This window comes from Aristophania vespae (genome assembly GCF_009906835.1).
Taxonomy (GTDB): Bacteria; Pseudomonadota; Alphaproteobacteria; order Acetobacterales; family Acetobacteraceae; genus Aristophania; species Aristophania vespae.
Map to the genome: position 1 here is coordinate 410,074 of NZ_CP047652.1, position 21,451 is coordinate 431,524.

A 21,451-nucleotide genomic window follows, 5' to 3' on the forward strand; every position below is an offset into this window, starting at 1 on the left:
CAAAAAAGTGACAAACTCCCTTCCAGGCTTACCACCACCTAGGCCTATCCCCATCAAAGAACGTTCAACTTTGTTATTTGTTGAAAAAGGACAATTAGATGTTCTTGATGGGGCATTTGTGCTTGTTGATAAAAATGGTGTTAGAACACATATCCCGATAGGTGGTCGCTTGTTTGATGTTGGAACCTGGACACACGCATAAGCCACAAAGCTGTGGCTCTGGCAGCCAGGGCAGGGACTTTGCTTATTTGGGTCGGAGACGCTGGCGTCAGGTTATATGCAGCAGGGCAGTCAGGCAGAGCACGGGCTGACCATATTCTCTTTCAGGCTTGTCTGGTTCTTGACGATACGGCACGCTTAAAAATAGTGCGTAAAATGTATAGTTTGCGTTTTGAGGAAGAGGCGCCTGATAAAAGATCAATTGAACAATTAAGAGGTATCGAAGGCGCCCGCGTTAAAAAAACTTATGCTCTATTAGCTATGCGTTATGGTGTCGAATGGGATGGCAGACGTTACGATCCCAGGGAGTGGGGGGCTGCTAATATTGTCAATAAATGCCTTTCTGCAGCGACTTCCTCTCTTTATGGTATCACAGAGGCTGCCATTTTAGCGGCAGGTTATGACCCGGCAATAGGGTTTTTACATATGGGGTCGGCACTTAGTTTTGTTTACGATATTGCCGATATTGTTAAATTTGAAACAGTTGTGCCAGAAGCTTTCCGTGTTGCCGCGGCTGCCCAGAAAAACAAACCTTTGGATGATGAAATTGTCATAGATCCTGTTCGTAAGGTTAGACAATGTTGCAGAGATTCCTTTAGGCGCACGTCACTTCTTATGCGCCTCATTCCACTCATCACTGAAGTGCTAGAAGCAGGAGATTTACCAATCCCTGAACCGCATAAAGAAGCTATGCCTATCGCTTTTGAAAATCCCAAAGGACTTGGTGATGTTGGTCATCGTGGTTGAAAACGCACCGCCACGATTGCGGGGCCGTCTTGCTGTCTGGCTTTTAGAAATTCGGGCTGGTGTCTATATTGGTTCATATGGCAAAAAAGTGCGTCATATGATTTGGCAGCAGGTATGCGCCTATATAGAGAACGGAAATGGCGTTATTGCCTGGTCTGCTCCTAATGATGCAGGGTTTGAATTCGATACATGTGGTGCCAATCGAAGAGTGCCAGTTGATTTCGATGATTTAAAGTTAGTGGCCTTTGGTCCAGAAAGCGCGTTACCGTCTGAGATGGATATAAAACCCAATCTTATTAAAAATGCGCATATTAGATAGACTAAACTACCAGACAAATAAGAATAAGCGGCAATCTGAAGACCGTTTTTTGAAGTTTTGTCTCTGCCTAAAAACATAGCTTAAAAGCTGCTCGATTTTTTGATAGAGAATTTCCCTATATATACAATAATAGCGTCCAACAAAAAACTTTCCCGCGCGTGCGGGGATGAACCGGGAAGGATGGGCGTTCATCTCACCTATTAAAGAGTTCCTTCCATGCGTGGAGACGAACCTCTGGGCTTTTATTGTGGTCCGAAATTAGGGGGGTAATATGCAGTGTGAGGGCAATGAAGAACAAATAAACGATTAGAGAAGCGGCTTTGCTAGATTAATTAGATACCATATGTCAGTTATATAAAACTGGGCTCGAGGACGTACTTATGTCCTACCCTAGATAGTCTTATGAGAGGCGAAAATTAGGGAGTTTCTTAAAGAGACCCTTACAACAGCTAATTATATAGAGTTAAATCACGTTAAAAACTTAGTGGATGACGCTAGTAATGACGGCAAAAAGCGTTCAGTGCGTGTACGGAGTAAACCGGTTGGGCTGATTGGCGTTATACAAAATTTTGGTGCGATCTGTATCCATAAAAATGGCGACAATATGCGTTGCGATAGCAATGCAGAAATAAATAATCCGCATGATTGCACTGAAATTATAAGACTATCGCAAAGTGTTTTTGCCAGATCAGTAAAATGCTGTTTGTCGAGAATTCAGAACCAGGTTTGAGGACGTGCTTATATCCTACCAAACGTGGTGATATGGGTTGCAAAAAACAGGAATTTTTTTAAAGAAAATCTGTTTCTAAGCAAATATAAAATAGACCAAATTAATTTAAGTACGGGCTAGCAAGTCATGTTAGTCAAAGCAGGTATTTTTCGTCTGTGCAAAGAAAAAATATTTGCAGTTAAGGTAAAGTCAAAAAAAAGACCTGGGTAACGTTCTTTCTAAGATGTTTTTTGGTCCAGTGTATAATTACCAATGTACAATAATCTAATTGCCTCTCTTTACAGGAGATGAAAGGTCGGATTACTCATAAGTTGTGGCTCAAAAAAATCTCATATCTGTGTAAAGATTTAATCAAATAGAGGTCTATCTAGTCTGTGCCCACAAAAAAATTAGAATTTTGAGCTGATCTAAAACGCACTTTCGCTCGAGCTAAGTTAAAATCCATGAGATTGTGTTTCACAGTTACCCTATCCCTATAAGGCCTTATTAGGGCTAACACTACATAGTTCTTTTCTCGATAAAAAAGGCATCCCTAAACTAAAATGTTCAAATCGGAACATTTTGGAAAGGAATTCTTCATATTTGTAACGTTTTTGTGAAAATTATCATAAAATTTATTACGTAAGTTACTGCAATGGTTAAGAAAAGATAAAAGAAGGTTTCTTACTAATACACTTTACATTTTTTTAAGTTTAGGTTGAGAAAAAGACACTAAGTGCAGTTTCGCAAGATAAATTCATATTAATGACTTTATATAGGTAATTAAATAATTATATATAATCATACTGAAAAGTTAAGTAAAAATTTAAATTTAATTCGTTAAAAACTTTTTTTGTTAAGTAATTTATCTGACATTAAAATATTCGATATAATTAATTTAATACTATTTAAATAAATATGATGAATTGTTGTTTTTGGTAAAGTTTAATGGTGAGGGTTTAGTGATGAGTTCTTATAAGGTTAGAAAGGCTGTAATACCAGCAGCCGGGTTAGGTACGCGATTTCTTCCGATAACCAAAACAATTCCTAAAGAATTATTGCCGATTATCGATCGCCCGTTAATAGAGTTTACCATTAATGAGGCACGAGATGCTGGAATTGAAGAAATTTGTTTGGTTTCAGGTAGGGGCAAAGATGCGATAATTGACTATTTTGACCCTTGTGAAAATTTGCAGCGTCATTTGAAAGAAAAGAAAAAATACGACCTTGCACAAACTGTGCGTGAGTCAGGGCTTAGTGAGGGGCAATTATGTGCAGTGCGCCAGCTACAGCCTCTTGGTTTAGGACATGCTATTTGGTGTGCACGGTCATTTATTGAATCCGAACCATTTGCTGTCCTTTTGCCTGATGATTTGATCTTGGGTGAAAAAGGTTGTTTGACCGAACTTCTGGAAGTTTATAACGAATATGGCGGCAATGTTCTTGCTGTAAAGGGTGTTCAAAAATCGCAAGTTAACAAATATGGGATTGTTGAATATTCAGAGAGGGAAGGGTCGATTTATAAGGCTACAAACCTTATTGAAAAGCCATCTCCCCAGGAAACCCATTCAAGTTTGGCAATTATCGGGCGTTATGTTCTGAATGCTTCAGTAATGAAACATTTAGGACTAAAAAAAACAGGCAGTGGTGGTGAGATTCAGCTCACAGATGCAATGAAGCTCATGCTCAAAGAAGAAGAATTTAGAGGTTTTTCTTTTTCAGGGCGGCATTTTGATTGCGGCTGCAAATCTGAGTATTTGCTTGCTCAAATAGAAGCGGGATTAAAAGATCCCTCAATGAAGCCTGCTATTCAAGACTATATTAATCATTGCTAAATACAAGGTGCCTATGAAGTGCAAAATAAATAAGAAGCATACTTATTATTTAGCTATGCTCTTATGTAGTGCTTATTGGCTATTTTTGGCCTCTCCTACTTACATTTCTCAATCAGAAATTTTGGTAGAAGAGCGCCAAACTGAGCATGCCGATAAGGTGTTGGGAGCTGACGAGCGTTACGTGATTTCTAAATCTGGCCGCGCTATTATATCAGCATGGTTGCGGTCAGAGGCACCGTTCAGGTTGATAAATTCTTCCGGTAACCGAGACGGCTTATATTTAGAGAAAAATCCGTTATTGCGCTTTTTACATTTTGGGAGATTTCGCGAAACTTATGATTGGCATCGTTGGCAAAAATTTCGAAAAAGCTTACGTGTCGCAGAACATGCTGAAAGTCTTGCAGTTACATTCCAAAGCTATGACCCCAAAACGTCATATGATGTTTTAAAAGATGTTATAAACGGGGCTCAAAATTATATTTATAATCTCTCAAAAAAAGACGATACGCTTTACTTAAATAGAGAGAAATATTCAGCTGACTTTTATAAATATAAAATAGATGATCTTATTTCTGCTAAGGACAATGCTGGCAGTGTAGGCGACCAAAATCTTTTACAGGCTGAGCTGCCTACAATTTATGAGCGTAAAGAACATTTGTTAGAAGAAATGCAGCGTGCTTCAATGTCTTCGGCAGTAAGAAAGAATAATTACGGAAATAACTCACCAGGGATTTCTAACTTAGAAGTTGAACGCCAGGTAGATAAAAATGAAATAAAAAAAGTAGAAGAACAAATATCAGTCGTTCGAAACAAAATGCCTCAAGCTATTCTTAAAAACGAACTATTTAAATCTATGGTCGCAAACTTTGTACATTACGACCACCCCATTATGGGTACGGATAATGAGCTTTATATGCCGCTTTATAAAGTCGTTCTTGTTAGTGAGCCTTCTTTATTTGGACAAGAATTTGGGCCGCATCGGCTCAGGGCAATTCTCATTTCCATCTTTTTAATTAGTCTTATCTATTGGGTCGTAAAGGACTGATAAATGCGTAGCTATATGATTTGGGGAACGTTATTTATTGTGTCCCTCACGGGTTGTAGTCTGCCAACTTCTGGACCAACGAGACAGGCTGTTATTGAGGCATTTAAACAAAAAATCATCAATATTGATGAGAACGTGGCCAACCAGATGAACATGACCGAGCATCAGGAACGTCTGACACGAGAGCGAGAAAGTCTTGCGAGGTTGCGTAGTTCATTTCGGTTAAGTTCAACCACTATTCAAAAAGGCGATAATATACTTGTAAAAATAGCAAGTTTTACGCCTGAAAATGTCTCTGCTCCCGGTGTTGATCGTTTGTTAGAAGGATTTCGGATAAAAAATATCGGCAGTTATATTGTTGCGGAAGACGGCAAGGTCGATCTGCCATATATTGGGCGACTACATCTGGCAGGGCAGAGCAATGATCGTGCACGTCAGACTATCCAGAATGCTTATATGCGGTCGGCCTTATTTGTCAGACCTTATGTTTCAATTGAGGTTGAGGGGAATGGGAGTAATGGCATTGCTGTTACAGGTGATGTCAGCAAGCCAAAAATTCTTGCATGGCAGCCAGGAGGCATTGATATTGCAAGGGCGCTTACTCTTACAGATACAGGCAATAAAGAAAGTAATCATTCAAGAGATGAGACACATGCCATTGTCGAAGTTGTCAGAAGGAGTGAAGTCTATAAAATTGCTTATGACGTAGCTTTGAGAGAATCTATTCCACTTTCTCCTGGCGATAAAATTATCGTTATGCGCAAACCTTCTGTAAGAACAACGATTGCAGGGGGTGGTATCCTGCATAATGGCACCTATAAATTTCAACAAAGACCTTCTCTCATGGAAGTTATTGCCAGAGCAGGGGGACTTAACGCCAATAATGCAGATATAACAAATATCTTCATATTTAGACGTAATAACAATAACTTAAACGTAATGCGCGTTAACTTTAGAAAAGGTACTGGCATTACGACTGCTTCTATTTTGCCTATCAAAGATGATGACGTCATTTATGCGCCAGAAGCTCGTATTGTTCCTTGGTTGCGTGTTTTAAATATTGCATTCCAACTTGCTTTACCCGCAGCGGTGATGAAATAATGGTTGAAACTTCAACAAGTAAAGCTTCGGAGAGGCAGGATCAGTCAATTTTCCTGTCTCGTAGAATGTCAAAACGGCGTATTTCAATTGGGGGTGTAACCGCCAACCCTAAAGAAACCAAATCAATTATAGGGCTGGCCAATCTTAAGTCTCTTGTGCCGACGACTTATCACCGGTCTGTGTCATTTAGACGCTCTCTGAATGTTGTAATATCTGGAACCTTGGCACTGCTTTCAACAGCTATATGTTATGAGTCTATCGCTGGAATTTTCTCAATTCCGGTAGTTATAGATATATTTTGCGTCATCTTTTTCATTTTATCTTATCACGCAACGACCAGCTTATCTAAATTAATACTAGGTAATTTGTGTTACCTATTAGTTGATCGTAAGACTAAAGACCCTGCCATTGCCGAGCGTCTTAATCCTGGCACGTTAGTGGCGGTTTTATATCCGGTTTATAATGAAGATCCTTCACGCATCATAGGTAATATTCTTGCAACATGGGAGCAGTTAAAGCGAATTGATGGTGCTGCTGCCCATTATGAATTTTTTGTTCTTTCCGATAGTCGTACAATCCTAAAACGAGTCTGCGAAGAAAAAGCCATTATGGAAGCGCGAAAAATCGCGCCAGACCTGCGTATAACCTATCGGTGGAGATCAATTAACTCTCACGCAAAGCTAGGTAATGTAATGGATTTTCTGCGGAGATATTCTGCAGACTTTAAATATATGCTTGTTATGGATGCGGATTCTCTTATGAGTGGGGAGGCAGTTCATACATTATCATTAATTAGTGAAGCTAATGATAAAATAGGCATAGTGCAAACAAATCCAATACCAATAATGAGAACATCAATATTTGGTAGAATGCTACAATTTGCATGTGAGATTTATGGAGCGCCCTTTTTTAAGGCCATTAAACATTACCATTTGAGTGATGCTTTTTATATCGGCCATAATGCCATTATCAGGCTAGAGCCCTTTGTTAAGCATTGCATTTTGCCTAAACTTGAAGGAGAGCCCCCCTGGGGTGGTAAGCCTCTAAGCCATGACTTAGTAGAAGCCGCCTTGATGGCCAAGCATGGTTATGATGTGTGGTTTATACCCGAAATTGACGGAAGTTATGAAGAAATTCCCTCAAATATTATATCGTTTCTGATCCGTGAACGCCGCTGGATGCAGGGAAATATTCAAAATATTCGCGTCGCTTTAGGGTTTGGGTTAAAGCATATACATAGAGACCTTCTAATGTCGGGCTTTATGGCTTATTTTTCTTCAATATTTTGGTCATTATTTATTCTGATTATGACCGTCATGAGATTAGGATTTCATAGCGGACATGAAATTCACGAACCAAATTCTGGTATGGTTTTTGGAACAAGCAAGCTCTTAATATACTCATTAGTTCTTTTATTTCTTCCCAGAGTCATTGGTATTATTTACTGCTTTATTACTAAAGCCTACAAACATTATGGCGGTGCTGTATCGGTTATATTTTCATGCATAATTGATACGATATTTTCTTCTCTATTTGCGCCAATTGTTATGATTTTTGTCGTCAGATTTTTCTTAATGTATATCAAATCAATGCCTGTAAAATGGGGGACTCAGGATAGAGATGATGATGCCTTGCCATGGAGTATGTGTATCAAGAGCTTTTCTATTCCTATAGCTTGCGGCGTAGCTTTGCTTTTTATGAACATGCCAGTGACAATTAATGACATTTTATATGATCCTGACCTTTTCGAGCATATGATTCCGCCACTTTCGCTGGAAAGTCAGTTTTTGTGGTCATGCCCAATGGTTTTTGCTCTTATTATGAGTGCAGTCACGGGGCGCGTGAGCTCTCGTAGTATGACAGATTTTTTTAATAAAAAGCTTTTTGTCACAAAAGAAGAATTTCTTCGTCCAGAAATTATTACACTAATGACAAAATATACGAGTTTGATGGAAGATAAACTTTCTTGTCTAAATTCTGATGATGAGGCGATTGCCTATGCTTATCATGATGCAGAATTTTTCAATCATCATATGCATTATACGTTTAATCGACAGTCCAGGTTGAGTGATCATTTAGACAAAATTGAGAAAAAGAACGAAATATTTATTGCGGCTTTTTATAACAGAGCTGACTATAAAATGCTGTTTACACGGTTTCGCGATAGTTTTGATAATAAATTAGAAGATTCTAAGGTGGCTTAGGAGCGTTTAAAACGTTGAAAGAACAAAAAAGCCCCGAGTGATACGGGGCTTTTTTTTTATCAAAAAAGAAGCTTTTTAGCGGATAGTATAACCGCCATCGACGACCAGATTTTCACCATTAACCATGGCGGCGGCATCGCTAACGAGATAAGTCACAGCGCAGGCAATTTCGTCAGGTTGGGCAAAGCGTCCTGTTGGTACTTCAGCTCGGAAAGCATCTCCTACAGGGCCAGACCATACTTTTTTGCCAAGCTCAGTTTCGACAACCGTGGGAGAAATGGCATTGGTTGTGACGCCATGTTTGCCCCATTCAAAAGCCAAAATTTTAGTTAGTCCAAGAATACCGGATTTGCTGGCAGTATAAGCAAGGTGGCCATCAAGAGCGACTAAAGCGGCTTGAGAGGCCAAGTTCACAATACGACCATAACCATTTTCACACATTTGAGGCCCTAAAAGGCGAGAGAACAAGAAAGGGGCTCTCAAATTAATAGAAATTGTCGTGTCCCATGCCTCTATCGTCAGTTTATCGGCAGGAGCAATGAGAGCAATTCCTGCATTATTAATGAGGATATCGATTTTGCCAAAGTTTTTAAGAGCGGTTTCACAGGCTTTTTGCACAGCTTGCTCATCTGTGACATCGGCTTCAATGCCTAAATGATTGGGCCCTAGTTTAGCAGCAGCTTCTTTGACTGAAGGGCTACGGTCCACAAGGCAAAGTTGGGCTCCCTGTTCTGCCAAACGTTGGGCTATGGCATAGCCAATGCCAGAGGCTCCACCTGTAACAAGGGCTGTGCGGTTCTGAAGAGAAAATAAGGTAGAAAAAGGTGTCATTTTATTTACCTCAAAAATATTAAGCGAAGAATGTTAATTGTTACAAAACATTATGAACTGGCTGGGTTAGATTGAATTTTGGCTGACTGGGAGCGCTTTTTATCGGCTCTTGCGCGGTCTATTTCGGCCTGAATTTCGGGATCAAGGGTCAAAAACCATGTTAAAATTGCACTGATGAAATAGATGATGGCAAAAGTAATCATGATCCCGAGCACGCCAAAATAAGGCTCGACGAGATAAACAATAGCCGGTCCAATCCAGACGCTAGCGCCTGCACCAAGATTCAGCAAAGACATGGCAGCAGGTTTATCTTCTGGTGCTAAATAGGGCATGAGAGCTGACAGGGGCGCATAAGCTGCGAGCGTCATTCCATATAAGGCAGCGACAACCAGTGTAGGCCACATAGTCTCTGGGCCAAAATATGTTGGGCTCCAGTAAAGAAGTAAGGTTGTGATTGTGGACCCAATGCCCCCTGCAACCATGACTGTACCGCGCCAACTTAGCCAGTCACTTAAAATACCAAATAAGAGGTTCCAGATAACGTTTGATAGCGCAAGGGCCTGAAGGACCAGCAGCCACTGATTGAGGCTAAAATGCAGGTCATGCGTAAAGTAAATGGGCAGGCAGACTAGAAAGCCAAATTCTGCTGAGGTATCAATAGCACGCACAATGCAGCCAATACCGACTTTGGGTCTTTTCCAGGCAATGGAGAGAGATGAGAAAAGCGTAAGGAATATATGCTGGTCTGCCCCGGCTTACGCACAGTGTCGTCTTTTTCCTTAATGCTTTTAAGAGCTAATATGCCGCCAATAATGACGAGACCAAAGGCAGCCCATAAAGTATAGATTGAGCCAATCCAGGGAATCATCCACCGGGCAAAAACAGCGCCAAGTGTTGGCAGTCCAGTGGCGAAACAGAACCAGAACCATCCTACAGCAGAGCCAAGGCGTGCAGGATTAACCGCAGTGACAACCCACACTAAAAAGCCAAAGGCAAAAAGTGGATAACCAAAACCCCTAATACCATAAAACAGAATCATTAATGGGAAGGAGTTTTGAGGTAAGGCGACTGCAAGAAAGCCAATTTGAAAAATAACCCATATGATCAGGCCACTGAGCATGACTTTTTTGGCCCCCCAAACATCAGAGAGGGCACCTGAAAGCCACGCAGAAATGGCTGCTGTTACACCGTAAATGGTAAATAAAAGGGCCACATTATGCTCGGTTTGGCCCTTTCCAACGAGGTAAGAGGCTAAATAGCCACTTTCAGCGCCATCTCCTGACATAAAGATCAAAAGACCAATGCCTCCCCAAAAAAGGGAGGGTGGCATGCCCAGCTTAAGCAGCAAACGGCCCCATTTAGTCTCGGGCTGTTCATCAGTGGGGATTTTCTTCTCTAATAAAGAAGACTCATTAAACTTTATTTCAGTCATTTTTCCCCCATTCATCGAGAGCATGTTCGATAATGGAGCATGTGGTGAAGAGAAATATTGCTACAAAAAAGAGCTATCAAGCATTGTTCAACTCAGGATTCATCGAGTGCGGCGAGGCTATGCACCATGGTTTGCAATATGAGACAACATGACGTTGCACCTGCATCAAGCACCCCACGTGAGCGTTCACCAAGCCGGCTGGCACGCCCAATGCGAGCGACGAGATCAATTGTTGAATCTCTGCCTTTTTCTGCGGCCTCAGAAACAGACTTTAAGCATTCTTGTAGGCTTTGTTGCTCTGATTCATGGCAGGCTCTCACGGCAGGTACAAGCGTATCCATAAGGGTTTTGTCGCCTATATCGGCATTACCTAAAGAGCGGATGCCAGCTTCTGCCCCGTCAAGCATGAGACCAAATATTTTGGTATCGATATAATCTGTGTGAGAAAGTGGCTGTGCCATTCCAGTAAAGAAACGCCCATAAAGTGGTCCCATTGAACCGCCAATCCCTGCCAGAAGTGAATCTGACAAAATCTCCAGGGCTTCTTTTAAAGAAGGTGGGTTATCACCTAATCTTTCACGGCAGCGTTCAAAGCCTTTGGCCATGTTAATACCATGATCACCATCGCCAATTTTGCCATCTATTTCACTCAGCCATTCGCGCGCATTGATGATGGCTTCAATTAGAGTAGGCACAACATTATGTGTTTTGTTCAGGGGGATCCCTGATACAGCGCTGTATTTTTCAAGCGAAACTGTTTTTTCAATTTCAGCCTGTAACGAACGCATGATTACAGGGGCTTCTTTGTGAAGAGGGGTATAAAATGTGCCTATGCGGGTTAAGCCAATAGAATGTGTAGGGTGCGCCATTAAGCGATCAAGCTCTTCATCAAGCTTCATGACTGTTAATGTGACGCCCTTCATTTCGAGAGAGGTAAAGTAGTTTCCTACAAAGCTGTGACAAACATGAATGCCCTTTTCTTTCATGATATCTGCGATATCAGCAAAGAGCACATAAAGTTCAATAATGGGGGTTGCGCCTAGTCCTGAGAGTAGGACAGCAACATTATCGTCTTTCTGAAAAGGTAGATCATTTAAGACATGCTCAGCCATCATACGGGCAATTTCGCGAGAGCGTGCTAGGGGGCGAACTTCAACTCCAGGCTCTCCATGATGACCGATGCCAACTTCCATTGTGCCGGTATCAATTTTGAAATTAGGATGACCATTAGCGACGATTGTGCAAGGTGAGAGGCCAACACCAATCGAGCGCGTATTGTCAATGGCCTTTTGGGCTGCTGCTAGAACCTCTTCTAAAGAACCACCTTCTTCAGCGCGGGCTCCTCCTGCTTTCCACATGAGGATTTCGCCTGCTACACCACGCCGGCGTGCTATCTCACTTTTGGGGGCAGAGGCGACGTCATCATTTGCGACGACAGTGCCAACGGTAATACCTTCTTTAGCGGCATCATTGACGGCAAGACGGACATTCATCATATCGCCAGCATAATTGCCAAATAAGCAAGCAACACCGGCTCCCATATCAGCGCTACGCATCGCATCAAGAAAGCTTGCAGCCGTGGGGGAAGAGAAAATCTCTCCTATGGCGGCGGCATCAAGCAACCCTTTACCTACATAGCCAAGAAATGCTGGTTCGTGGCCAGACCCTCCTCCCGTAATAATGCCAACTTTACGTACAGGACTACCTTCACGGCGTTTAACAACGCGTGGATTATCCGTTGCGGCAATAATATTGGGATGTGCGAGCAAATAACCGCGGAGGCCATCTTCAACAATATGATCTGGATTGTTGAAGATCCGATCAAGCTTAGGGATAGCTCGTGATTTTGAATCAGTGTTACTCATTAAAGTGTCCTTTGTCCTCATACAGCTCACTTCTATTCGGCGCCTCTTAACCGATAGGTCGTGGCTTAATGCTCTCCTGAATGGAACTTTTGTTTAGTTTGAATGACAAATTTTCCATTGTTAGAAAGTCTCTAAATGCAGTTTATGCATATAAATATGAGATCTTCACATCACTTAAGCGTGATATTTGGCATAAAACAAATTAAATTCAGAAAAATTGGCTTTGTCTTATGTTCCAATTAATTTGCTTTTGTGCAAAAGCTGGCGCAAATATAGTGTCTCAGGCAAACGGCGTATGACGTCTAAATGTTAAAAAAGAGGCGTCTGCTGCTGGGTTTGCATGACAAAGCGGATTTACGAGGGAGCATAAGATGAGAATCGCTATTGGCTGCGATGAAGCCGCAACAGACTTAAAAAACATCATCAAAAAATTTGTTGAAGAGGCAGGTCACAATGTGACTGACTATGGCACTCACGAAGGGCAGACAGTTTTATATCCCGATATTGCTGTGACAGTCGCCAAGGCCGTCAAAGCAGGGGAACATGATAGAGCTGTGCTCCTTTGCGGAACAGGTATAGGAGTTGCTGTTAGTGCCAATAAAGTGCCTGGTATAAGGGCAGCACAAACGCACGATACTTATTCGGCAGAACGGGCCATGAAGAGTAACAATGCCCAAATTATTACGATTGGGGCACGTGTTGTGGGACCAGAACTTGCCAAAATGATTGTACAAGCTTACCTTTCTTCCGATTTTAGTGGTGGACCTTCGGCAGAAAAAGTCGAGCGGATTCAGTATTATGAGGGACTAGTTTCTGACTAATAAGGCACGTTCACGCACGGATTCTTCTACTCCTCGGCCTGTCCAGGGCCAAGGAGAGGGGGGACGTGTTTATAGTGAAGTAAGGCGGGGTAATAGAGTGGAATTTCAACCCGATCAGCTCACAGAAATTGCAGCTCTTTATTATCTTGAAAATGTAACTCAAGAAGAATTATCCCAAAGATTTTCACTGTCTCGTCCGACCATCAGTAAGCTTCTTAAACGTGCTCGTGAAGAAGGTATTGTTGATATTAGAGTGCGCGCTCGCCCCGCAGCGGCTGCAGAGTTGGAGCAGGAATTTAAGCGCCGTTTTGGCATTAAACGTCTCTTAACAGCCATTGATCAACGTGACCCCGAAGCACAAAGAGGTGGAGTTGCAGCCCTTTTGGCTGATTACTTAGAAAGCGTTTTAGCTGATGATATGATTGTAGCTGTTGGCATGGGGCGTAACGTTGCTGCAATAGCTGAGCAGGTTGGGATGCCGGTGGCGCGTGCTATTACATTCGTGTCAGCTATTGGAGGGTCGGCACGGGCCGGGGAATATACCAGAGCTGGTGAATATATGAGTTCTGATCATATATGCCGCCGTCTTGCTGAGCGGTTTGGAGGGCGGAGTGAAACACTTTACGCGCCTGCCCTGGTTGCGGATGCTGAGCTGAGACGTGCTTTGATGAAAAATGACATTGTGCAACGTACGTTACACCGTGCCAGACGCGCCGATATGGCGCTAATTGGTATTGGGGATGTAAGCGAAGATAGTAATATGGTTCGCATGGGGTGGTTTTCACCTCAGGAAGTGGCAGAAGCAAAATTAGCCGGCACTGTCGGAGATATGATGGGCTATGATTTCATCACACTTGATGGATGTCCTGCAGACGTCGCTATGCAAGGCCGCGTGATTGGTCTGGCTCTGGATGAATTGCGCCGTATTCCTAATGTTGTTGCCATTGCGAGTGAAAGTTCAAAACTCGTAGCTATTTTAGCAGCTCTACGCACCAAAACCATAACAACATTAGCAACGACAGAAACGATAGCCAAAGCCTTGCTTGGCCTAGAAACTTAAGTCACTAGGTCATTCTTACTCTTTTAATTACGTGATAATTTCAGGCTTGCAACACTCAGAGACGCGATCAGACACAGAGCGATAATGCCTTCTAATCTTGTGGAGGATGAGAAAGGCAGAATGACCAGTAATCCTCCCATAAACAGGACAGAAATTCTCGCTAAAAATGACATAAGAGGGCGGGCTATATATTTGCTTAAAGATGAGCGTGATAGAGATGCCATAAAGTAACTAAAAATAATAAGGTTCCCTGAGGCTCCTAGTAAAATTGCATAACCTCGTGAGGGGGAAAATGAGGCAATTAAAATAATAATAATTTCTAGCGATGTGCTTAAAATCAAAGCAGTGATGGGCACGTTATGGCGTGTTGATTGATTTAATTGAGCGGGGGCACAGCCAAGCTCAGAAAGTTCACGTAAAACGCGCGATACGATATATTTTGATGAATTTAAGCACGAAATGATAGCCATTAATGTCATGATTATAACGATGGTTTGTGCAAAGGGGACACTTAAAGAGCGCATGACGAGTAAAAAAGGCGAGTGTCCAGAAATGATATCTGTCCAGGGATGTAAACAAAGGATAGCTAATATAGAGCCAACATAAAAAATAAGAATTATGAAAGGTATGCGGTTAACGGCCTGTTTAATGTTATCTTTTGGATCAGTGCTTTCAGGAGAGGCAACAAAAGCAATTTCGCATCCTGTGAAGGTCTGAATAATCATGGGGATGACGGTAAAGACAGACCATATACCAAAGGGTACGAGGCCACCATGATCAAATAAATGGCTTGTAATTTGAGCTTTTGCGTTAGTCTGATGCCATACCCAATAAAGGGCGATGCCCATAAAGAGGGCCAGGGTCAATAACTTTAGAACAGAGAGAAGCGCTTCACTTTGCCCATAAAGGCGGACAGGAAGCGCATTGAGCAATAAGGCAAGGACAATGAGTCCCAAAGAACCAATAAGAGGGTTATGTTAAAGAGATCATTTAAGATCATTCCTCCAGCAACAGCCTGAGCCCCGGCTGTAACAACCCATAAAAATATATAGCTCCATCCTGACACAAAGCCACAGCGCTTTCCCAAAGTTTTTGAAATATGGGAAATGAAAGAGCCGCGTATATTATAATAAGCGCTGAGTTCTCCCATGGTCATCATGACGAACCAGACAATAAACCCTGCTCCGAGATAAGACAGTAATACAGCAGGGCCAGCTGCGGCAATTGTTGCCGATGTACCCACAAATAATCCAGCCCCGATTACGCCTCCAACTGAAATCATGGAAACATGCCAATTAGCTAATTTATGACGATGAGACTTAATAACGCGGTGCTTTTCAGAATTCTTACTGTGGGTGCTAGCTTCTGGTGAGCCTGTCATGAATGAGCAAAACCTTTTGGGCCGAATGGTCGATCACCTAAAATCGTAATACGATGCATGATACGATGATGAGGGCGGTAATCGTCAACTGCATAATGTTGTGTAATGCGATTGTCCCAAAAAGCAACATCTCCCTCTTGCCAAGACCAACGTATATGAAATTCTGGTCTTTTTATGTGCTGAAAAAGAAAAGCAAGAAGTGCCTGACTTTCTTCTGGTTCTACACCGCAAATTTCAGTCGTAAATCCCTCATTAACAAAAAGCGCCCGTTGTCCTGTCTCGGGTGGATGCGGATAACTGGATGCTCGACTGGGGGATGATTAGCTCGGTTTTCGAGCCATTTCTTACGTTCTTCTTCGGTTCTGCCAAAGCGTGATATGGGAAAAGAGCGCGTAATATCATGCAAGGCTGTGAGATTATTGAGGTGCTCTTTCATATAAGGGGATAGGGCATCATAAGCGCCTGAAGCACTGGCCCATAATGTATCACCACCAAGAGGTGGAAGGTGACGTGCAACCAAAATAGCGCCTAAAGGTGGTGTTTCACTAAAGGTCACATCTGTGTGCCATAAAGCGTTATCTTTAAGGTCATTCAGAGCTGTGTCTAAAATAATTGCTTCTGGTACGTCTGGCACAGTTGGAAATACAGGGTGCAGGTGTAAGGAACCAAAAGCACGCGCAAAATCACGATGTTGATGCGGCGTTAAATTTTGTTTGCGCATAAATAAAACCTGGTGACGATGCAAAAGCTGTGTAAGCTCTTCTATGGTTTGCGCAGACAAACTGGCATTCATGTCAATGCCATGAATAATTGCCCCTATTTGTGGTGAAAGTCGTTCAATGTGCCAATTTTGATGACCAAAAGAATAAAATTTCAAATCACGATAATTTTTAGTTAAATTTTCATTATTGTGGCTAAAAGTGTAAGATTCTGAAAATTCTGCCAAATTTTGGGCATTAGAAGGAAGCATGAGAAATAAGTCCTTAGCGGGTTTGAGCAGTTATTATCTTTATTAGTTATCTAATATGAGTGTGAGTCAATAATTTAACGATTAAATTTATATATATTTTATATATAACTATTTAATTATGTTATTTAGGAAATAACGTTCTAATTTTCATGCTCAGATGCGCTTTCCTGCCGCGGTGTCGTAACAATTTTTATCAGGATGGTCGGGGATAATATAAAAAAGGTTATTTTAAGGCTGTACACAGAGTCATTTTTCTGTCGCGTGGAAGAAAGCTAACAATCAATGAGGCAATATTTAGCATAATTATTTCATGTTCCGCCAAAATTATAACGTTGGTTAAATAGCGTTATTTTGTAATTTTAAAATTCGACTTATTTATTGTGGTGTCTCATTTAGAGATAAGAAAAACTCGTGAATTCTAGTAATTTTATATTGTGACACTCAACTTTGGCGCTTTTAGCCAGTGTGAATATTTATTTTGCGGGGCTGGATACGGTTTAAAATCTCACAAGCGCATTTAACCTATTTGCAGGGTGATCTCTAACATTCTAAATTAATGAACTTTGCTTTCAACGCTGCGAGCTACCATAATTCCAGTAAAAATAAGGGTGCTAATGTGGCAGCGATAAAATAGATCAGTTTCCCTTATTGTAATGTGCTTTAGTAAGGTGACGCAGCTTGCGCATATTTCCTTTGGGCAGCTATGCGTATCTATTGTCTGGTAATAAATGATGTAAAGCTAAATTTTGCATAATCATTATGTGGTACGAGCAGAATAAAGACTTATCCTTCTATATCTTCATATATATATATGGCTCAGTAATTTATATTTCATCAAATCAAGAATCGGCGTTTCAATTGTAACATGTCATCTTAGATGTCGTTCTTAAGAACAAATTGCGTAATATTTTTACTGCTAAATTTGGTTTCTTTATTCAGATAAAAGAGTGTATTGAAAATATAATTGCTTTCTAAATAAAATTATAAATTTAGAATTTTTCTGATTGTAATTTTTGTTTCATATCATGAAAAGACTCTAGTTTGTCCTCCAGGTGCAGGTGGATTAGGTTAGGTAACGTGAGGATATATTTTTCAGATCTTACAAGTAAATCGTAGCTGTGATTTTGTAAGTGAGAAAGCTACCCTTAATATAAGGGTAAAAAAATTTAATATTAAATGGTTCAAGTTTTTATTCTAAAATATAGAATAAAAAATAGGACAAGGCCCTATGTTTGAAAAATGTAATGTGCCTAATTTTAAAAAAAAGAAATCTTTGTAATAAAAAAGAAAAATAAATATCTTTTGTGATCGGGTATTATCCTTTCTATTTCAGCAAAAAATAATTTAATGAGGTACTTTTATTTTTGATTAAAGCTTTATAACGCAACAATTATTCATAAATACTAACAAAAAAAGACAAGAATATTGTGATTGGTAAAAATTTATACAAACCAGTGACACAATCTCCCATAAAGGCTTATTCTTACTTAAAGCTGATATAAAAATTTATAGAGGAGAGCTTTTAGTGACTGTCCCAGAAATGCAAAATGAGACCCCTGATACTGTGCCAGTAACCGTGCTTACCGGGTTTTTAGGTGCTGGTAAAACGACCTTACTAAATCATATTCTCACGACTGATCACGGCCGAAAATATGCAGTTGTTGTAAATGAGTTTGGCGAATTAGGTATTGATAATGACTTGGTCGTTGATGCCGATGAAGAAGTTTTCGAGATGAATAACGGGTGCATTTGTTGCACAGTTCGTGGTGATTTAATCCGTATTTTGACCAGACTTCTTCGTAAACGTGGCCGCTTTGATGGTATTATCGTTGAAACAACAGGTTTGGCCGATCCTGCTCCTGTAGCGCAAACTTTTTTTGTAGATGAAACTGTTCGACAAAAAGCACGGCTAGATGCAGTTATTACAGTAGTTGATGCTTATAATGTTCTGCAAACGATAAAAGAAAGCCCAGAGGCAGTGCATCAGCTTGCATTTGCCGATGTTATAATTCTTAATAAATGTGATTTGGTTGACGAAACTCAGCAAGCAGAGATTATCCAAAAAATTCGCTCTATCAATGCTGTGGCGCAAATTCATAAGGTTGAGCGGGGTCAGGCTACCCTTACAGATGTTCTTGATAAGGGAGGTTTTGACCTTAAACGCGCACTCTCCACGATGCCTGACTTTTTAGAGAGTGATCATCACCATCATGAAGAAAATATAACCAGCGTTTCTTTTGCTGTAAAAGAACCTCTTGATGAGCAGCGTTTTCAGGAATGGATCGGAACCATTTTGCAGCAGCAGGGTCCTGATATCTTGCGGGCAAAAGGAATACTTCATTTTAAAGGAGAAAAAAGGCGTTTTGCTTTTCAGGCTGTGCATATGATGGCTGATGGCGACTTTATCGGTGAGGCAAAAGATCCTGCCGAAGCCACAGAGTCACGTATTGTTTTCATTGGCCGTAATCTTAATAGACCGCGTTTGCGTCGTGGCTTTGAAAGTTGCGTTGCTCAATGAGTACTCCATCATCTTCTCATAACAACCCTTTGAGTCACGAAATTTTTGCAACTCGCGGGGCAGAGAAACAATTTGAAGGTCCCATTATAGGGGTGCAAATTTCACGCGATGGCAAAGCCATAGCTGCCCTGACATCAGATGGAGACATGATCCTTCTAAAGCACCAGGATTTGCGTGATACTGCCAAGTGGCAACTCATTTCTGTGCATGATGGTGGTCTTTGTTTGAGCCAGGGATGCGAGGGTGACAGTTTTTTAAGTGGCGGAGAAGATGGCTCTCTGATCCGTGTAACAGCAGATGGCGATCGTAATATAGTTTATGAAGGTAAAGGCTGGATTGAATCTGTTGTTAGTACACCAAAGCACTACGCTTTTTCGGTTAAAAAAGACGTTAAATTGCGTGATGCCGCTGGCAAAGAGGATTTAAAATCATTTGAACATCCTTCAACCGTTACGGGGCTAGCTTTTGACCATAAAGGCTTGCGGCTTGCAGCTTCACATTATAACGGTGTGTCATTATGGTTTGTAAAAGCTAAAGAAAGCTCAGCACGATCTTTGGACTGGAAAGGAAGTCATATCGGTCTTGCCATCCATCCTGAAGGTGAAGCTATTGTGACCTCTATGCAGGAAAATGAGCTGCATGGATGGCGCCTTTCTGATGGGCATAATATGCGCATGAGCGGTTATCCTCGCCAGGTGCGTTCAATGGCTTTTACTAAAAAGGGACGTTGGCTTGCCACATCAGGAGCCGACGCGGCGGTCTTGTGGCCATTTTTTGGAAATGGGCCAATGGGAAAGCCTCCTTTAGAGCTCGCAAGATTGCCAGGACTTTTCAGTTCAGTTGTAGCAGCACATCCTTGTGATGATATTGTGGCTATTGGCTATGAAGATGGCACAGTAGTCTTAGCTGAAATTGGAGGAGAAGATCAGCGTGCTCTTCCTATCTGTCGTGGCAAAAAAAGTGGAGGTATTGAGCGCGGTGCGGTCACGTCTCTGTGTTTTTCGCCAAAAGGTGGGACGTTGGTTTTTGGGACAGAAGAAGGTTATTTGGGAGTTGTAGATCTAACGGCAAAAAATTAAAATTTTGCCTTTATGAAAGGGGAAATTTACTTTGCCCCTTTCAATTATAAAATCCCTCATTTCTACTTAAAAAGCTAAAAAGTAGAAAAACTAAAGTTATTAATGGTGATGAAAGATTCAGACTGGAATATGTCCAAGTCCTCCTGTGGATCTGGGACAGATTTAGGTAAGTTCTTCTCGAATTTTTCGGTTATATGCAGAATGGCATTTTCTAAGAGCTTCAAATCATCTATATCAATTTGAGGGTTGTCTTGATATTCAGTAATTTCGTTGCGTACCCACTGAAGTAATCCCAAAATTTTATTGCCCAAATCTGGGGTTTCTAGAGCCTGAGCAATACTAGATTTATTCCAAGAGGACGTGCTATCAGTACACTTAGCCATTTGACTGATTTCCTTGTTTTTTAGTCAATTGGTTAGGACCATGGCAGAGTGCTAGTCTGCTATGGTCCGTCTTATAGTAAAATATGTGTCCATAATATTTGAGCACATCAAATATTATTTTTCACCTAATAAAATCATTTTAACAGCTAAAAAATTAAACATAAGGTCATTTTTTTATATTATTCAAAAGTTTCTTAAATATAAACAGGGCCGTCCCAGCTATAAAAAAAGTTAAGAACTACCATAACTCCTCTTACAGCTGAACTAAGGCATATAACAACTACCTGGCACTATCGCCTGTTAGGCACCGCTCCTGCTAGGTGAGCAATAACTTAGTCTTTTAAATTCCTTTTGTTTAAAAGACGAAAGCAAAGCCGAGAGACCCTCTATTTGATGAAACATTGCCAGAATATTGCACAAATAGAAGAATAGTGTAGGTGTGTTATATAGTTTTACTGAATTTAATGGGGTAGAAGATTTTGATTTAGCGCGAGCAGACGCGCTATCAGTAAGGACGGGCATTGACTGATTCCTTGTTTAGTCAACCAAATTGGGGCTGCTTGGAGTGCTAGTTCCGCTACAGCCTGCTCTTTTTGTTTACTCCCAATAATTTATGTAAGTCAAGATTTTCTTTTACGTAATATTTTATTCTAAAGGAAAATTGAAGCGAAAGCTAAATATAACCCTATATATAAAAAGTTTTTTGTGTCTTATGATTCTTTTACTCGGAAGTTATAAACTTTAATTATTAATGTGGTTCAGTTCACTTTAGATATTTATTAATGAATAATTAAAAAATTTTGCATATGATGGGTTTATATGGCGTATTAATTTATGAAAGTATATTTTAGTTAGAACAAAATTAAAATATATGTTCCTAGACAAAATTTTGTTAGAGTATACTTTTTAAGTAAATACTCTTCTGATTGCAG

14 protein-coding genes and 3 pseudogenes are annotated in these 21,451 nt (G+C 40.8%); 10 read left to right on the top strand and 7 right to left on the bottom strand.

The window, feature by feature from the left end; translation table 11 throughout:
• The first annotated feature begins 7 nt into the window (after window positions 1-7).
• From cas1e to mdoH, 6 genes and pseudogenes are all read left to right on the top strand, one after another.
• Window positions 8-966, top strand: a pseudogene (cas1e, locus tag GT348_RS01865) (type I-E CRISPR-associated endonuclease Cas1e).
• Window positions 947-1,285 (top strand): type I-E CRISPR-associated endoribonuclease Cas2e, encoded by a 339-nt coding sequence (cas2e, locus tag GT348_RS01870; protein ID WP_160618275.1) that lies wholly within the window; start codon window positions 947-949, stop codon window positions 1,283-1,285. The pseudogene cas1e and the gene cas2e overlap by 20 nt, the downstream one beginning before the upstream one ends.
• Window positions 1,286-2,959: 1,674 nt before the next feature.
• Window positions 2,960-3,829, top strand: coding sequence for a UTP--glucose-1-phosphate uridylyltransferase (locus GT348_RS01875; protein WP_160618276.1), 870 nt, complete (start codon window positions 2,960-2,962; stop codon window positions 3,827-3,829).
• 13 nt (window positions 3,830-3,842) lie between these two features.
• The gene (locus GT348_RS01880; RefSeq protein WP_160618277.1) at window positions 3,843-4,874 is read left to right on the top strand and encodes a hypothetical protein; all 1,032 of its coding nucleotides are present in this window, start codon (window positions 3,843-3,845) and stop codon (window positions 4,872-4,874) included.
• Between the two features lie 3 nt (window positions 4,875-4,877).
• Window positions 4,878-5,975 (top strand): polysaccharide biosynthesis/export family protein, encoded by a 1,098-nt coding sequence (locus GT348_RS01885; protein WP_160618278.1) that lies wholly within the window; start codon window positions 4,878-4,880, stop codon window positions 5,973-5,975.
• Entirely contained in the window at window positions 5,975-8,179 is a 2,205-nt protein-coding gene (gene mdoH / locus GT348_RS01890; protein ID WP_160618279.1) for a glucans biosynthesis glucosyltransferase MdoH, read from the top strand. Before GT348_RS01885 ends, mdoH begins: the two co-directional genes overlap by 1 nt.
• 75 nt (window positions 8,180-8,254) lie before the next feature.
• On the opposite strand, the gene GT348_RS01895 is transcribed toward mdoH, so the two are convergent.
• The 4 genes from GT348_RS01895 to dhaL form a co-directional block, all read right to left on the bottom strand.
• Window positions 8,255-9,010, bottom strand: coding sequence for a GolD/DthD family dehydrogenase (locus tag GT348_RS01895; protein WP_160618280.1), 756 nt, complete (start codon window positions 9,008-9,010; stop codon window positions 8,255-8,257).
• Between the two features lie 50 nt (window positions 9,011-9,060).
• Window positions 9,061-9,678, bottom strand: coding sequence for an MFS transporter (locus GT348_RS09300; RefSeq protein WP_236646548.1), 618 nt, complete (start codon window positions 9,676-9,678; stop codon window positions 9,061-9,063).
• A complete protein-coding gene (locus GT348_RS09305; RefSeq protein ID WP_236646549.1) occupies window positions 9,639-10,442 on the bottom strand; it encodes an MFS transporter in 804 nt (267 codons plus the stop codon). The genes GT348_RS09300 and GT348_RS09305 overlap by 40 nt, the downstream gene beginning before the upstream one ends.
• Before the next feature lie 92 nt (window positions 10,443-10,534).
• Window positions 10,535-12,307: a dihydroxyacetone kinase subunit DhaL gene (gene dhaL / locus GT348_RS01905; RefSeq protein WP_201740055.1), complete on the bottom strand. Its 1,773-nt coding sequence runs from the start codon at window positions 12,305-12,307 to the stop codon at window positions 10,535-10,537.
• A gap of 371 nt (window positions 12,308-12,678) precedes the next feature.
• Between dhaL and rpiB the strand changes: the two genes are divergently transcribed.
• Together rpiB and GT348_RS01915 are read left to right on the top strand one after the other, a co-directional pair.
• Window positions 12,679-13,128, top strand: a complete 450-nt coding sequence (rpiB, locus tag GT348_RS01910) for a ribose 5-phosphate isomerase B (protein ID WP_160618282.1) — start codon at window positions 12,679-12,681, stop codon at window positions 13,126-13,128.
• 97 nt (window positions 13,129-13,225) lie between these two features.
• The gene (locus GT348_RS01915; protein ID WP_160618283.1) at window positions 13,226-14,188 is read left to right on the top strand and encodes a sugar-binding transcriptional regulator; all 963 of its coding nucleotides are present in this window, start codon (window positions 13,226-13,228) and stop codon (window positions 14,186-14,188) included.
• A gap of 23 nt (window positions 14,189-14,211) precedes the next feature.
• Here GT348_RS01915 and GT348_RS01920 read toward each other — a convergent pair.
• Together GT348_RS01920 and tauD are read right to left on the bottom strand one after the other, a co-directional pair.
• Window positions 14,212-15,422, bottom strand: a pseudogene (locus GT348_RS01920) (amino acid permease); the annotation flags it as partial.
• Window positions 15,423-15,565: 143 nt separating this feature from the next.
• Window positions 15,566-16,539 (bottom strand): annotated as a pseudogene (gene tauD, locus GT348_RS01925) (taurine dioxygenase).
• Between the two features lie 1,540 nt (window positions 16,540-18,079).
• Here tauD and GT348_RS01930 point away from each other — a divergent pair.
• On the top strand, window positions 18,080-19,057 hold the full coding sequence (locus GT348_RS01930; protein ID WP_160619401.1) for a CobW family GTP-binding protein: 978 nt from the start codon (window positions 18,080-18,082) through the stop codon (window positions 19,055-19,057).
• The gene (locus tag GT348_RS01935) at window positions 19,054-20,136 is read left to right on the top strand and encodes a WD40 repeat domain-containing protein (RefSeq protein WP_201740056.1); all 1,083 of its coding nucleotides are present in this window, start codon (window positions 19,054-19,056) and stop codon (window positions 20,134-20,136) included. The genes GT348_RS01930 and GT348_RS01935 overlap by 4 nt, the downstream gene beginning before the upstream one ends.
• Before the next feature lie 74 nt (window positions 20,137-20,210).
• Here GT348_RS01935 and GT348_RS01940 read toward each other — a convergent pair whose 3' ends face one another.
• Window positions 20,211-20,519, bottom strand: coding sequence for a hypothetical protein (locus GT348_RS01940; protein WP_160618284.1), 309 nt, complete (start codon window positions 20,517-20,519; stop codon window positions 20,211-20,213).
• Window positions 20,520-21,451 lie beyond the last annotated feature (932 nt).

Coding starts and splice junctions, on each gene's coding strand:
- GT348_RS01895 (WP_160618280.1), bottom strand. CDS start 9,010: ATGACACCTTTTTCTACCTTATTTTCTCTTCAGAACCGCACAGCCCTT.
- GT348_RS01940 (WP_160618284.1), bottom strand. CDS start 20,519: ATGGCTAAGTGTACTGATAGCACGTCCTCTTGGAATAAATCTAGTATT.
- GT348_RS01885 (WP_160618278.1), top strand. CDS start 4,878: ATGCGTAGCTATATGATTTGGGGAACGTTATTTATTGTGTCCCTCACG.
- GT348_RS01935 (WP_201740056.1), top strand. CDS start 19,054: ATGAGTACTCCATCATCTTCTCATAACAACCCTTTGAGTCACGAAATT.
- GT348_RS01930 (WP_160619401.1), top strand. CDS start 18,080: ATGCAAAATGAGACCCCTGATACTGTGCCAGTAACCGTGCTTACCGGG.
- GT348_RS01875 (WP_160618276.1), top strand. CDS start 2,960: ATGAGTTCTTATAAGGTTAGAAAGGCTGTAATACCAGCAGCCGGGTTA.
- mdoH (WP_160618279.1), top strand. CDS start 5,975: ATGGTTGAAACTTCAACAAGTAAAGCTTCGGAGAGGCAGGATCAGTCA.
- rpiB (WP_160618282.1), top strand. CDS start 12,679: ATGAGAATCGCTATTGGCTGCGATGAAGCCGCAACAGACTTAAAAAAC.
- cas2e (WP_160618275.1), top strand. CDS start 947: ATGTTGGTCATCGTGGTTGAAAACGCACCGCCACGATTGCGGGGCCGT.
- GT348_RS09305 (WP_236646549.1), bottom strand. CDS start 10,442: ATGACTGAAATAAAGTTTAATGAGTCTTCTTTATTAGAGAAGAAAATC.
- dhaL (WP_201740055.1), bottom strand. CDS start 12,307: ATGAGTAACACTGATTCAAAATCACGAGCTATCCCTAAGCTTGATCGG.
- GT348_RS01880 (WP_160618277.1), top strand. CDS start 3,843: ATGAAGTGCAAAATAAATAAGAAGCATACTTATTATTTAGCTATGCTC.